The organism is Actinomycetes bacterium (genome assembly GCA_036000965.1).
Lineage (GTDB): Bacteria > Actinomycetota > CALGFH01 > CALGFH01 > CALGFH01 > DASYUT01.
Genome location: DASYUT010000178.1, coordinates 1 through 12,917, shown reverse-complemented (window position 1 = coordinate 12,917; position 12,917 = coordinate 1). Strand labels below are relative to the sequence as shown.

Annotated in this window: 10 protein-coding genes; 9 read left to right on the top strand and 1 reads right to left on the bottom strand. The window is 72.5% G+C overall.

Annotated elements, in window-relative coordinates; translation table 11 throughout:
* The first annotated feature begins 25 nt into the window (after nt 1-25).
* Nucleotides 26-1,270, top strand: coding sequence for a competence/damage-inducible protein A (locus VG276_16135; protein ID HEV8650879.1), 1,245 nt, complete (start codon nt 26-28; stop codon nt 1,268-1,270).
* Nucleotides 1,271-1,580: 310 nt separating this feature from the next.
* The gene (gene thpR / locus VG276_16130; protein HEV8650878.1) at nt 1,581-2,201 is read left to right on the top strand and encodes an RNA 2',3'-cyclic phosphodiesterase; all 621 of its coding nucleotides are present in this window, start codon (nt 1,581-1,583) and stop codon (nt 2,199-2,201) included.
* Between the two features lie 250 nt (nt 2,202-2,451).
* Here the strand turns inward: thpR and VG276_16125 are convergent, their stop codons facing one another.
* The gene (locus VG276_16125; GenBank protein ID HEV8650877.1) at nt 2,452-3,060 is read right to left on the bottom strand and encodes a hypothetical protein; all 609 of its coding nucleotides are present in this window, start codon (nt 3,058-3,060) and stop codon (nt 2,452-2,454) included.
* 248 nt (nt 3,061-3,308) lie between these two features.
* Here VG276_16125 and recA point away from each other — a divergent pair, with 248 nt between their 5' ends.
* From recA to dapF, 7 genes are all read left to right on the top strand, one after another.
* Nucleotides 3,309-5,483: a recombinase RecA gene (gene recA, locus VG276_16120; protein ID HEV8650876.1), complete on the top strand. Its 2,175-nt coding sequence runs from the start codon at nt 3,309-3,311 to the stop codon at nt 5,481-5,483.
* Nucleotides 5,484-5,485: 2 nt separating this feature from the next.
* Nucleotides 5,486-6,115, top strand: a complete 630-nt coding sequence (locus VG276_16115; GenBank protein ID HEV8650875.1) for a regulatory protein RecX — start codon at nt 5,486-5,488, stop codon at nt 6,113-6,115.
* Between the two features lie 340 nt (nt 6,116-6,455).
* Complete coding sequence (gene rny, locus VG276_16110) at nt 6,456-8,033, top strand: ribonuclease Y (protein ID HEV8650874.1); 1,578 nt, start codon at nt 6,456-6,458, stop codon at nt 8,031-8,033.
* A 135-nt stretch (nt 8,034-8,168) separates the two neighbouring features.
* A complete protein-coding gene (gene miaB, locus VG276_16105; protein ID HEV8650873.1) occupies nt 8,169-9,587 on the top strand; it encodes a tRNA (N6-isopentenyl adenosine(37)-C2)-methylthiotransferase MiaB in 1,419 nt (472 codons plus the stop codon).
* The gene (locus VG276_16100; GenBank protein HEV8650872.1) at nt 9,587-10,660 is read left to right on the top strand and encodes a hypothetical protein; all 1,074 of its coding nucleotides are present in this window, start codon (nt 9,587-9,589) and stop codon (nt 10,658-10,660) included. Before miaB ends, VG276_16100 begins: the two co-directional genes overlap by 1 nt.
* Before the next feature lie 218 nt (nt 10,661-10,878).
* A complete protein-coding gene (gene miaA / locus VG276_16095) occupies nt 10,879-11,766 on the top strand; it encodes a tRNA (adenosine(37)-N6)-dimethylallyltransferase MiaA (protein HEV8650871.1) in 888 nt (295 codons plus the stop codon).
* Nucleotides 11,767-11,770: 4 nt separating this feature from the next.
* Nucleotides 11,771-12,628 carry a diaminopimelate epimerase gene (dapF, locus tag VG276_16090; protein HEV8650870.1) on the top strand — a complete coding sequence of 286 codons (858 nt, stop codon included), beginning with the start codon at nt 11,771-11,773 and terminating at the stop codon, nt 12,626-12,628.
* Nucleotides 12,629-12,917: the final 289 nt, after the last annotated feature.

The following is a 12,917-nucleotide window of genomic DNA, read 5'->3' as shown; positions in this document are numbered from 1 at the left end:
GCCTGACGGGAGGACGAGGACGACCATGCGCTGCGAGATCATCGGTGTGGGGACCGAGCTGCTGCTCGGCCAGATCGTCAACACCAACGCGGCCTGGATCGGCCAGCGCCTGGCCGACGTCGGCTGGGACTGCCTGCGCCACACCGCGGTAGGGGACAACGAGGCGCGCATCGCCGACACGATCCGGGAGGCGCTCGCCCGCGCCGACGCGGTGATCGTCACCGGCGGCCTCGGCCCGACCCAGGACGACGTCACCCGGGATGCGATCGCCGCCGTCGCCGGGGTGCGGCTCGTCCGCGACCCAGCAATCGAGCGCTGGCTCGAGGAGCGCTTCGCCCGCTTCGGGGTGCGCCGCATGGCCACGATGAACCTGCGCCAGGCCGACGTTCCCGAGGGCGCGCGCACCATCGAGAACCCGCGTGGGACCGCTCCCGGGCTGATCGTGGAGATCGGCGGCAAGCCGGTCTACGCGGTGCCCGGCGTGCCCCGCGAGATGGAGGGCATGCTGGAGGGAGTGGTGCTGCCCGACCTCGCCGCCCGGGCGGGCGAGGGCCGGGCGATCGTCTCGCGCACCCTTCGGACGGCCGGGATCGGCGAGTCCCGGGTGGCCGAGCAGCTCACCCCGCTCTGGGAGGCGGCCGACGGCGTGACCATGGCCTACCTGGCCAGCTCGGGCGAGGTGCGCGTCCGCCTGACCTCGGTGGGCGCCACCCGGGACGAGGCGCTGGCCAGGATCGCCCCGGTGGAGGACGCCGTGCGCGCCGAGCTCGGTGCCGCCGTCTACGGCCACGACGACGAGGCGCTCGAGCAGGTGGTGGGCCGACTGCTGTGCGAGCAGGGCCAGAGCCTGGCCACGGCCGAGTCGCTCACCGGCGGGCTCCTCGGCGGTCGCATCACCACCGTGCCGGGCGCGTCCGACTACTACCTGGGCGGGGTGGTCGCCTACGCGACCGAGGCCAAGGCCGACCTGCTCGGCGTGGACCAGCACCTGCTCGACGAGCACGGGCCGGTCAGCGAGCCAGCCGCCGCCGCCATGGCCGAGGGCGCCCGGCGCGTCTTCTCTGCCGGGACCGGCCTGGCCACCAGCGGCGTGGCCGGCCCTACCGAGCAGGGCGGCCAGCCGGTCGGCACCCTCTGCCTGGCCGTGGCCGACGCGGCCGGCACCGTCGCTACCACCATGCGCGCCCCTGGTGACCGCGCCCAGGTCCGGGCCTGGGCGGCCACGCTCGCCCTGGACCTGCTCCGCCGCCGCCTAAGGGGCATCGCATGACGGCTCGGCCTCCCGACCGGGCTGGGTCCCTGGCCGCGCGACCGGCGACCGTTGCCGCACCTCCAACGACCTCGGGACCGGCACGGCGCTGCCCTGGGTCCCTGGCCGCATGCCCGGCGAACGTTGCCGCGAGCTCGACCTCCATGGTTCCGAGCCGGGCTCGCCGAACCCGGTTCTCCGCGGCCGCCATGGTTCCGAGCCGGGCTCGCCGAACCCGGTTCTCCGCGGCCGCCTGCCCGGCGGGTGTGCGCGCCTGCCCGGCCCACGCGATCCCGGGTCCTGGTCCCGCGTCGCCCTGGGGAGCCGGGTGATGGACGCCGACCGGGTGTTCTCCGACCCGGACCTGCTCACCGGGCGGCTGTTCTTCGCCGTGCCCGTGCCCGGCGCCAGCCGGGCGCCGCTCGAGGCCGCCCTGCCCGAGGTGGCCAGGGCCCTGCCCGAGGCGCGGGTGGCCGCGCCGAGCGGCTGGCACCTGACCTTGGCGTTCCTCGGCCAGGTACGCCCCGAGTTCTCGTCCGAGGTCGTCACGGTGGGGGAGGCAGCCGTGGCCGGGGTCGGCCCGGCCGTGCTCCAGCTCCAGGGCGCCGGTGCCTTCCCGAACCAGCACAAGGCGCGCGTGCTGTGGGCCGGGGTGGCTGGTGACGTCGAGGTGCTCGCCCGGCTCGCCGGCAACCTGGCCGCCGCCTGCCGCGCGGCCGGGCTGCGCGTGGAGGAGCGGGAGTTCCGCCCCCACCTTACCCTGGCTCGCTTCCCGGCCCCCGGTCCGGTGCCCGAGCCGCTGCCCGACCTCCTGGCGGCGGCCACCTCGGCCTGCCCGCCCTGGGAGGCGAGGGGGCTGTGCTGCTACCGCAGCACCCTCACCAACCGGGGCGCCCGCTACCAGGTCGTCCGCACCTTCCCGCTCACCCGCAGCGGCCCCCTTCTCACCTGAGCCGCCGCCGCGCTGCGAGTCCGGTGGGGCGGCAACCGTCCATCTCCGCCGCCGGGACTCCAGCCATGGCTCGTGCCGAAGGGTTCCTTCACGAGGACGATGCCGGCGTGACCGGTGGGCCCCGCCTGAGCGGCCGACCTCATGTCCGCCTGAGCGGCCGACCGACCATATGCCCCGCCTGAACGGCGACCACATGCCCCGCCTGATTCGGCGCCGCATGTAGCGCCGGTTCCATGACCGGCCCTCTGGGTCAGCTCGGGACGAAGATCGCGCGGACCCGGTAGACCCCGGGGAACGGCGGCCTGAAGCTAAGCCGCACCGTGCTCGCCTGGGCGGCTGGGATCAGGAGGCGAACGGGCTGGCGGACCACCACGGGCATGCCCGGGCCGGTGACCAGGAGCTGCACGGTCCCCGCGACGGGCAAGGGCTTGCCGGTCAGGTTGCGCATGCGGACCGCGGCCAGCCCGCGCCCGGCCCCGGCGGTGAGGTGCAGGCCGAGCTGCACCTGGACCGGCGCGCTCGGCCCGAGCTGCCTGCCGACGGCGTCGGCAGGCGCCCGAGCGTCACGTCCTGTCCAGATGAACAGCGCGTCCGTGGTGCCGGTGGTCCCCTTCCTCGCGGCCGGGCTGGTGGCCGCCGGGCCGCTCGAGGAGCCAGCGCCCGAACTGCGACCCGAGTGGGCGGGACTGGCTCCACCACCCGTCCCGGCGCTGCCGCCGGCCGACGGGGCGGGACGGGTTGCCGAGGTAGCGCCGCCCGGCCAGATGCCCTCGCCCTTGGCCAGCGCGGTCGCGGCGAGAACCACAAAGAGGGTGAGGACGGCGGCGAGCGGGAGCGCTCGGCGAGGCGGTGCGCGCATACTGCTGCTCTGGGGACGACGGGACCCTGACGGTCGAGCAGCTTATCCGGATCGTGGCCGTCCGGCGCTCCGCAGTCCTGCCGAGACGTGCGAGGATTCAGGTTGGCCAAGGGCGAAGACGGAGTTTTCCCCAGTCAGTCCCATCCTCGTTGTGTCGAACACACGTTCGTAGTAGGGTGCTCGCACCACAGCGGAAAGCCCTCCCCCTTGGGTCTGCTGCCGCCACGTCGACGAGGAGAGGATATGTCATGGCCGCCACCTATACTGCCCGGAACGGCAGCGTTCGGGGAGGGACCGTGGAACGGGAGAAGGCACTGGAAGTCGCCCTGCTTCAGATCGAGAAGCAGTTCGGCAAGGGCTCGGTCATGCGCATGGGCGTCGACGGTCCGGCCACCCCGATCGAGGCCATCCCGACGGGCAGCTTGGCCCTCGACCTCGCCCTGGGTATCGGCGGGGTGCCCCGCGGGCGCGTCGTCGAGATCTACGGCCCCGAGGCGTCGGGCAAGACGACCGTGTCGCTGCACATCATCGCCGAGGCGCAGCGGGCCGGCGGGATCGCCGCTTTCATCGACGCCGAGCACGCCCTCGACGTAACCTACACCCGCAACCTCGGCGTCAACACCGACGCATTGCTGGTCTCGCAGCCCGACACCGGCGAGCAGGCCCTCGAGATCGCCGACATGCTCGTCCGCTCGGGCGCCATCGACGTCGTCGTCATCGACTCGGTTGCCGCGCTGGTCCCCCGGGCCGAGATCGAGGGCGAGATGGGCGACTCCCACGTCGGTCTCCAGGCCCGCCTCATGAGCCAGGCCCTCCGCAAGCTCTCCGGCACGATCTCGAAGTCCAAAACCACCGCCATCTTCATCAATCAGCTGCGCGAAAAGATAGGCGTGTTGTTCGGCTGTTTTCACTATGACACCCGCGTCACGCTAGCCGACGGCACGCAGGAGAAGATCGGCAAGATCGTCAACCAGCGGCTGCCGGTCGAAGTGCTCTCCTATGATCCAGAAGCCGGCGCGGTCGTGCCGAAGAAGGTCGTCAACTGGTTCGACAACGGCCCGGCCGACGAGTTCCTCCAGTTCACGGTGGCGCACCCGGGCGGCAACGGCCGGTCCCAGTTCGCCTGCACGCCGAACCACAAGATCCGCACCCCGGCAGATTGGAGAGAGGCGCAGGAGTTGGCCGTCGGCGACCGGGTGATGCAGGCGCTCCCGCACCGGCTCTCCGACTTCCAGTGGGAGGTACTGCTCGGCGGTCTGATGGGTGACGGTGCCCTCAGCTCGTCCCGGAGCGGCTTCGGTGCCCGTTACCGGTTCGGCCACGGTGCTCGTCAGGCCGAATACTGCGACTGGAAGGGCTCACTGTTCGGCAACCTGCAGGTGAGCCGGACCAGTAATGCCTCGGGCGTGGTGTTCTACGAAGTGCAGCCCCTTCCCGAGCTGGCCGAGCTCCGCCAAGCCGTCTACGTCGGGGGCAAGAAGGTTCTCAGCCACGACTACTTGAAGGGTCTCACGCCGCTGTCTCTGGCCATCTGGTACATGGACGACGGGACGTTCTCGCTGCGGGCCAAGGGCGTGCAGGAGCGGACCCGGGACGGCAGCGGTCGGTCAGACATCTGCATCGAGGCGATGGAGCCGACGACCCGCACGCGGCTGGTCGACCACCTTGCCGACACCTGGGGCATCCGCGCGAAAATGATCCAGCGCGCAGGCAAGGCGGTGCTCGTCTTCGCCAAGGACGAGACGGCCAAGCTGCATGCGCTCATCGCGCCGTTCGTCCATCCTTCGATGCAGTACAAGCTGCTGCCTCGCTACCGTGGTCAGTTCGGTGTCAAGCCGGTCTACTCGCCGATGCGTTACGAGCTGCTTCCCATGCCGGTCCTGGCCATCGTCCCCAAGCCGAAGTCGAGGAAGACACACCGATTCGACATCGAGGTCGAGGGTAGCCACAACTACTTGGCCGATGGCGTCGTCGTGCACAACTCACCTGAAACGACGCCCGGTGGCCGTGCGCTCAAGTTCTATGCTTCCGTCCGACTGGACGTGCGCCGAATCGAGTCGCTGAAGGACGGCGCCGACGTGGTCGGCAACCGCACCAGAGCCAAGGTCGTGAAGAACAAGTGCGCCGCCCCATTCAAGACCGCGGAGTTTGACATCATCTACGGTCAGGGCATCTCCAAGGAGGGCAGCCTGCTCGACGTCGGGGTCGACGTGGGGCTGATCAAGAAGTCCGGGGCCTGGTTCACCTATGACGGCGACCAGCTCGGGCAGGGTCGGGAGAACGCCCGGAACTTCCTGCGGGACAACCCGGAGCTGGCCAAGGAGATCGAGGGCAAGATCAAGGCCCAGCTCGGGATCGGCCAGACCGACACCGCGGTGGACGGCGCCGCGCCCACGATCGCGCCGGAGCTAGCCGAGAGCTGACCGTGCCACAGCGACCAGAGCAGGGTAGGCCCAAGCCGGAGCAGGACGCCGGGTCCACCCGCGCCCCGGCGCGCCGCTCGTCGCGGGCGGTCGCCGTTGAGAAGGCCGAGCAGCCGCCCGGTGCAGCAGAGAGACCTGCGACTCACGACCCGGTGACGGTGGCCCGGGAGGCGGCGTTGCGGCTGCTGGCGGTCAGGGCGCGGAGCCGTGCGGAACTCGAGCGCCGGCTCGGGCCGCGCGGGCTGCCGGAGGAGGCGGTCGCGGTCGCGCTCGACCGGCTGGAGGCGGTGGGGCTGGTGGACGACGAGGCGTTCGCCAAGGAGTACGCCGAGAGTCGGGCCGGCCGCGGCGCCGATGTGGCCGTGATCGCCCGTGACCTGCGCGCCCGCGGGGTCGACACGGACCTCGCGGCTCGGGCGAGCGGCGCCGCCGTGCCAGCGGACGAGCAGGCCGAGCGCTGCCGGCAGGTGGCCGAGGCCAGGCTGGTGCGCATGGAAGGGCTCAGGCCGGAAGTGCAGTTCCGCCGGCTGGCCGGGTATCTAGACCGACGGGGCTATCCGGCCGGGCTCATCGACGCGGTCGTCAGCGACCTCATCAACTTCGAGGAAGGCGTCCATTCCGACCGAGTCTGACCCTTCACAACCCTTCTGACCTGCCCTTCCTTGACCGGATGGGCCGGCCCGGCCTACCCTGAGCAGGCCCGGTCCTGCCGAGCCTTCTCTGCGATTACGTAACCTTGCTCAATCGACCGTACGCCGGATTGCCGTCCCCGGAAGGCAGAGGAACTTCCTCTGCCTCGTGTTCGATCGTTTTGGTACACGCGACCTCCAGGTCGTGAATCGCAGGCTTCTCTGCAGCGCCGGGCGTCCGCTCGGCGCTGTTGCCGTCTCAGGAGCCTTCTGGCTCTCTGGCCGCCGCGCGGCTTGAACCGGTCGGGTACCCCCGGCCGGATGGGGGACAAAGGAGGCCGCTGTGGAGGCCGGCATCATCGCAGTTGTCGGAGCCCTTGTGGGCATCATCGTCGGGTTCGTCAGCGGCACCAGCTACCAGCGCAAGCAATCGGCCAACCTGCTCGGCTCGGCCGAGGACCAGGCCCGGGCCATGATCGAGGACGCCCGCCGCCAGGCTGACACCGCCCGGCGCGAGGCGGCGGTCGAGGCTCGGGACGAGGTCCTGAAGCTCCGGCAGGCCGCCGAGGGGGATGTCCTCAAGCTTCGACAAGAAGTCGAGGTTGAGGTCCGAGGCCGCATGGTCGAAGTCCAGCGCCGCGAGGATCGACTGCTCGCCCGGGAGGAGGGGTTGGAGGCGAAGTCGACCCTGCTCGACCGGCGCGAGGCGACCATCCACGACCGTGAGCAGACTCTCGAGGCGGGCCGGCGCGAGCTCGAGTCGAACGCCGACGAGCACCGCCGCCGGCTCGAGCAGGTCGCCGCGATGACCGCCACCGAGGCCAAGGCCATGCTGGTGAAGCAGATCGAGGAGGACGCCAAGCGGGACGCCATGGGGCTCGTCCGCGACCTCGAGCAGCAGGCGCGCGAGGAGGCGGACCGCCGGGCCAGGAAGATCGTCACCCTGGCCATCCAGCGGGTCGCTTCGGAGCAGACCTCGGAGTCGACGGTGGCGGTGCTGCCCCTGCCGTCCGACGACATGAAGGGCCGCATCATCGGGCGCGAGGGCCGCAACATCCGCGCCTACGAGGCGGTCACCGGCGTCAACCTGATCATCGACGACACCCCTGAGGCGGTCCTCCTCTCCTGCTTCGACCCGGTGCGCCGCGAGGTCGGCCGGCTCACCCTCGAGAAGCTCGTCTCCGACGGGCGCATCCATCCCGCCCGCATCGAGGAGACCTACGAGCGGGCCAAGGTGGAGGTCGAGAGCGAGGTGCGGCGGGCCGGCGAGGACGCCTGCCTCGAGGTGGGCGTCACCGACCTGCACCCGGAGCTGGTCCGCGTGCTCGGCCGGCTCAAGTATCGCACCTCCTACGGCCAGAACGTGCTCCGCCACCTGATCGAGACCGCCCACCTCGCCGGGATCATGGCAGCCGAGCTCGGGCTCGACGTGAAGCTGGCCAAGCGGTGCGGCTTCCTCCACGACATCGGCAAGGCGCTCACCCACGAGATCGAGGGCTCGCACGCGATCATCGGAGCCGAGCTGGCCCGCCGGCTCAAGGAGGCCCCCGAGGTCGTCCACGCCATCGAGGCCCATCACGGCGAGGTCGAGCCCCGCACCGTCGAGGCGGTGCTCACCCAGTCGGCCGACGCCATCTCTGGTGGCCGGCCGGGGGCGCGCCGGGAGACCCTCGAGTCCTACGTCAAGCGCCTCGAACGGCTCGAGGAGATCGCCAACAGCTACTCGGGCGTGGAGAAGGTCTTCGCGATGCAAGCGGGCCGCGAGGTCCGGATCATGGTAAAGCCGGAGCAGATCGACGACGTGGCTGCCCAGGTGCTCGCGCGCGACATGGCCAAACGGGTCGAGCAGGAGCTGCAGTACCCGGGGCAGATCAAGATCACCGTGGTGCGGGAGATCCGCAGCGTGGAGTACGCCAAGTAGGCGGTCCACGCGGTCGGGCCGCCGCCGCGCGGTGCGGAGGACACGAGCTGGCTGGTTCCATGCTCGACTGTTGCCGGGCCCGCCAGGGGCGGGCGGTCCGGTCGAGCTGACCTGCTGCGATAGCATGAGACTGCCATGAGTGAGCGATACCTGATCCGCACCTTCGGGTGCCAGATGAACGAGCACGACTCCGAGCGCATCGCGGGGCTGCTCGAGGCCGACGGGATGCGGCCGGCCGCAGGTCTCGACGACGCCGACCTGGTCGTGCTGAACACCTGCGCGGTCAGGGAGAACGCCGACAACAAGCTCTACGGCGCCCTCGGCCACCTGGCCGCCACCAAGGCCGAGCGCGGCCTGGTGATCGCGGTGGGCGGCTGCCTCGCGCAGAAGGACCAGGGGAGGGTGCTGGCCAAGGCGCCCTGGGTGGACGTCGTGTTCGGCACGCATAACATCGGCAGCCTCCCGGTCCTGCTGCGCCGTGCCAGCGAGCAGGGTGTCGCCCAGGCCGAGTTCTTCGACGAGATGCAGGCGTTCCCCTCGGCCCTGCCCGCCCGGCGCGACAGCGACTGGTCTGCCTGGGTCGCGATCAGCGTCGGCTGCAACAACACCTGCACCTTCTGCATCGTCCCCATGCTGAGGGGCAAGGAGCGCAGCCGGCGTGTGGGCGACGTCCTGGCGGAGGTACAGGCGCTGGCCGGCGCCGGAGTTGTCGAGGTCACCCTGCTCGGCCAGAACGTCAACTCGTACGGGACCGACCTGCCCGGGCACCGCCAGCTCTTCGGGGAGCTGCTGCGAGCCCTCGACGGCGTGGACGGGCTCGAGCGGCTCCGCTTCACCAGCCCCAATCCGAAGGACTTCCGCGACGACGTGGTCGACGCCATGGCGAGCTGCCGGCCCTTGGCCGACCACGTCCACTTCCCGCTCCAGTCGGGCTCGGACCGCGTCCTCCGCCTGATGCGCCGCGGTTACCGCCGCCGCCGCTACCTCGAGATCCTCGGCAAGATCCGCGCCGCCATGCCCGGCGTGGCGTTCTCCACCGACGTCATCGTGGGGTTCCCCGGGGAGACCGAAGCCGACTTCGCCGACACGCTCGAGGTGGTCGAGCGGGCCGGTTTCGACTCCGCGTTCATGTTCCAGTACTCGCCCAGGCCCGGCACCGAGGCCGCATCCATGCCCGAGCAGATCCCGCCCGAGGTGGTCCGCGACCGCTTCTCGCGCCTGGTCGACCTGCAGGAACGCATCAGCCTGGAGCGCAACCAGGCGCTCGTCGGCACGGAGGTGGAGCTGCTGGTCGAGCTGGCCAGCTCCAAGACCAACCGGACCCGCATGTCGGGCCGGACCGGGTCTAACAAGCTCTGCCACTTCCCGGTGGCTGGCGGCGTCGCCCCCGGTGACTTCGTCACCGTCCGAGTGGAGCAGGCCGCTCCCCATCACCTGCTCGGCGGGCGGGTGCTCGCCCACCGCCCACGCCGGGTGCCGGCGGCGGGCTGTGGCGCCGCCCCGCCGCCCCGGCCCCTGCCCGCCGGCGCGGTGCCCCTGCCCCTGGTCGGCTGATGCCCGCGGTCAGGGCCGCGCTGCTCCCGCACCCGCCCCTGCTCGTCCCCGACCTGGCCGGAGGGGCCGCAGCCGAGCTCGACCCGCTGCGGTCGGCCTGCCGGCAGGCGCTGCGGTCGGTGCTCGCCGCGAGTCGTGCGGTCCTCATCCTGGGCGACGGCCCGGTCTGGGGGCTCGCCCGCCCGGGGGCGTTCGGCTCCTTCGCCCCGTACGGGGCGGACCTGAAGGCTGGGCTCCCGGGCAGCCCTCTGCCACTCGACCTTCGCGGCCTGCCCGAGCCCGCCCGCCTGGACGAGCTGCCCTTGTCCCTGGCGGTGGCCGCCTGGCTGCTGGGCTCTCCCGACGCCCAGGCGGACCAAGCCCCCGGCGGCGCGGTGCACGGCCTTGGCGCCCCGGACGCCCCGGCGGACCAAGCCCCCAGCGCCGCGGTGGGCGGCCCTGGCGCCGCGGTGGGCAGGCCTGGCGCCGCGGTGGGCAGGCCTGGCGTCACGGTGGGCGGGCCTGGCGTCACGGTGGGCGGGGCCGCGGCGACGCCCGCCCAGACCCCACCCACGGCGGTACCCGCGGAATTCACCGCAGTCGACCCGAGCTCGACCGTCGAGCTCCACCTGGCCGAGGTGACCATCCCGTCCGCACTGGCCCTGGCCGGGGTGACCATCCCGTCGGCACTGGGCCCGGGTGCCGCCGTCACCATCGGCAGGGAGCTGGCGCGCGCTGCCAGCCGGTTCGGGCCGGTCGGGGTAGTCGCCATGGCCGACCTCTCGGCCCGCCGGTCGGCCAAGGCGCCCGGTGCCCTCCATCCGGCGGCCGCGGGTTTCGACGCCGCCGTCGCTCGCGCCGTTGCCGCCGGGGACCTCCACGCCCTCGCCACGCTCGACCCTGGGCTGGCCGGGACGCTCATGGTCGCCGGCCGGGCGGTGCTGCAGGCGCTGGCCGGGACGATGGACGGGGCCGGCCAGCTCCACGGCGGGGTGCTCTACGACGACGCGCCCTACGGCGTCGGCTACGTCGTCGCGGTCCTGACCGCCAGGACCGGCGCCGGGCGCCGGGCCGCGCCGCCCCCGCCGCGATGAGCGCCCCGGCCCAGGACGGGGGCGAGAACCGCCGCGACCCCGGCTCGGCAGGGGTCCCGCCGGCGCCGGGTGAGGGCGGGGGCCGCCACGGCCCCGGGTGGGCGGAGGTCCCGAGGGTCGAGGTGGACCAGGGGTCCGGGGCGAGTGGGGGTCGCCCGGGGCCTGTCCTGGCTCTATCGGGGCCTGTCCTGGCTCTATCGGGGTCTGTCCTCGCTCTAGTGGGGCCGACCGCCGCGGGCAAGACGGCGCTCGCGCTTGAGCTCGCCCCCAGGCTCGGCGCCGAGGTGGTGAGTGCCGACGCCATGCTCGTCTACCGCGGCATGGACATCGGCACGGCGAAGCCGACCCCGGCCGAGCGGGCCCAGGTGCCGCATCACCTCGTCGACGTGGTCGATCCCAGCGAGGAGTTCTCGGTCGCCCGCTTCCAGCCAATGGCCCGCGCCGCCATCGCCGGCATCCTCGCCCGCGGCCGGGTCCCGTTGCTGGTGGGTGGCTCCGGCCTGTACTTCCATGCCGTGGTCGACGAGTTCGAGTTCCCGCCCACCGACGCCGCGGTCCGCTGCCGGCTCGAGGTCGAGGCGGCCGAAGTGGGCCTGCCCGTCCTGTACGAGCGGCTCGCCGGGCGCGACCCGGTCGCCGCCGCCCGCATCCAGCCCGGCAACCTGCGCCGCGTGGTCCGCGCGCTCGAGGTGATCGAGCTCACCGGCAAGCCGTTCTCCTCGTTCCGCAAGGCGATGGACGAGCCCGTGTCGCGGTACCGGCTCACCGTCCTCGGCCTTGATCCGGGCTCGGAGCGGGTGCGGCAGCGGGTCGCCGACCGGGTCGCCGCGATGGCCGCCGCCGGCCTGGTCGACGAGGTCCGACGCCTGGCCGCCGGCCCGCTGTCGCGCACGGCCCGCCAGGCGCTCGGCTACAAGGAGGTGCTGGACGCCATCGAGCGGGGCGGCTCGACCTCCGACGCCCTGGACGAGGTGGTCTCCCGCACCCGGGCCTACGCCAGGCGCCAGCTTGCGTGGTTCCGTCGGGACCCCCGGGTCCGATGGGGTACCCTTCCGGATGGGCCGGGCCTGGTCGCGTGGGCCCTGCGGGAGCTGACGGAGGGGTAGCGGCGTGGAGTTCGTCAAAGCGCACGGCACGGGCAACGACTTCGTGGTGGTCGAGGACCTCGGCGACGACTACGAGCTGTCAGCCGGGTTCGTGCGGGCGGTCTGCGACCGCCACTTCGGCGTGGGCGGCGACGGCTTGATCCGGATCGCCCCGGGCACCAGCGCGCCGTTCTTCATGGACTACCGCAACGCCGACGGGTCCGTCGCCGAGATGTGCGGCAACGGCGTCCGTGTCGTCGGCAAATACCTCGCGGACCGCGGCCACGTCACCGGCGCGTTCGATCTCGAGACGCGGGCAGGGGTCAAGCACCTCGAGTTGCACGCGGCCGATGACGGCTGCGTCGACCGGGTCACGGTCGACATGGGCGCGCCCAGCTTCGACCGGGCCGACCTGCCCATGCTCGGGGAGGGGGAGGCACTGAAGGAGCCACTCCAAGTCCAGGCGGGCCAGACCGTCGTCGGCACGTGCCTGTCCATGGGCAACCCGCACGTGGTCGTGCTGGTCGATGACGTGGACGCGGCGCCGGTGGCCTCCCTCGGGCCGTTGCTCGAGACCCACCCTGCCTTCCCGAACAAGACCAACGTGGAGTTCGTCCAGGTCGTCGGCGAGGACCTGCTCCGCCAGCGGACCTGGGAGCGTGGCGTGGGCGAGACCCTGGCCTGCGGGACCGGTGCGTGCGCGGTCGCGGTGGCGGGCCAGGTGCGCGGTCTCACCGGGCAGCGGGTCGAGATCGAGCTGCGCGGCGGTCGCCTGGAGCTCGAGTGGGTGCCCGGCCGGACCGTCCGCATGACCGGGCCGGCCCGCGAGGTCGCCCACGGCACCCTTGGCGACGAGCTGCTCGAGAAGCTGGGGCAAGCCTGAGGATGCCGCCGGCTGCCGGTCCACCCGGACCCGCCCCTGACCACGGCACAGGCGCTCCTGCGGGCCGTGGCCGCGGCGGGATCCGCCCGGCCATGGCACCGGCGCTGTTGGGGACTGCCGCGGCGGGATCGGCTCCACCATGGCACCGGCGCCCTTCGGGATCCCCCGGGCCATGGCACAGGCGCCGTTGGGGGGCCGTGGGGGGAGCGAGCTCCCCCCACATCGACAGAGGACCGCCGGTCGGGCACACCACGCCAGAGCGAGTTCCCCCACCTCGACCGAGGATCGC

Coding starts and splice junctions, on each gene's coding strand:
- VG276_16135 (HEV8650879.1), top strand. CDS start 26: ATGCGCTGCGAGATCATCGGTGTGGGGACCGAGCTGCTGCTCGGCCAG.
- recA (HEV8650876.1), top strand. CDS start 3,309: ATGGCCGCCACCTATACTGCCCGGAACGGCAGCGTTCGGGGAGGGACC.
- VG276_16125 (HEV8650877.1), bottom strand. CDS start 3,060: ATGCGCGCACCGCCTCGCCGAGCGCTCCCGCTCGCCGCCGTCCTCACC.
- thpR (HEV8650878.1), top strand. CDS start 1,581: ATGGACGCCGACCGGGTGTTCTCCGACCCGGACCTGCTCACCGGGCGG.
- VG276_16100 (HEV8650872.1), top strand. CDS start 9,587: ATGCCCGCGGTCAGGGCCGCGCTGCTCCCGCACCCGCCCCTGCTCGTC.
- miaB (HEV8650873.1), top strand. CDS start 8,169: ATGAGTGAGCGATACCTGATCCGCACCTTCGGGTGCCAGATGAACGAG.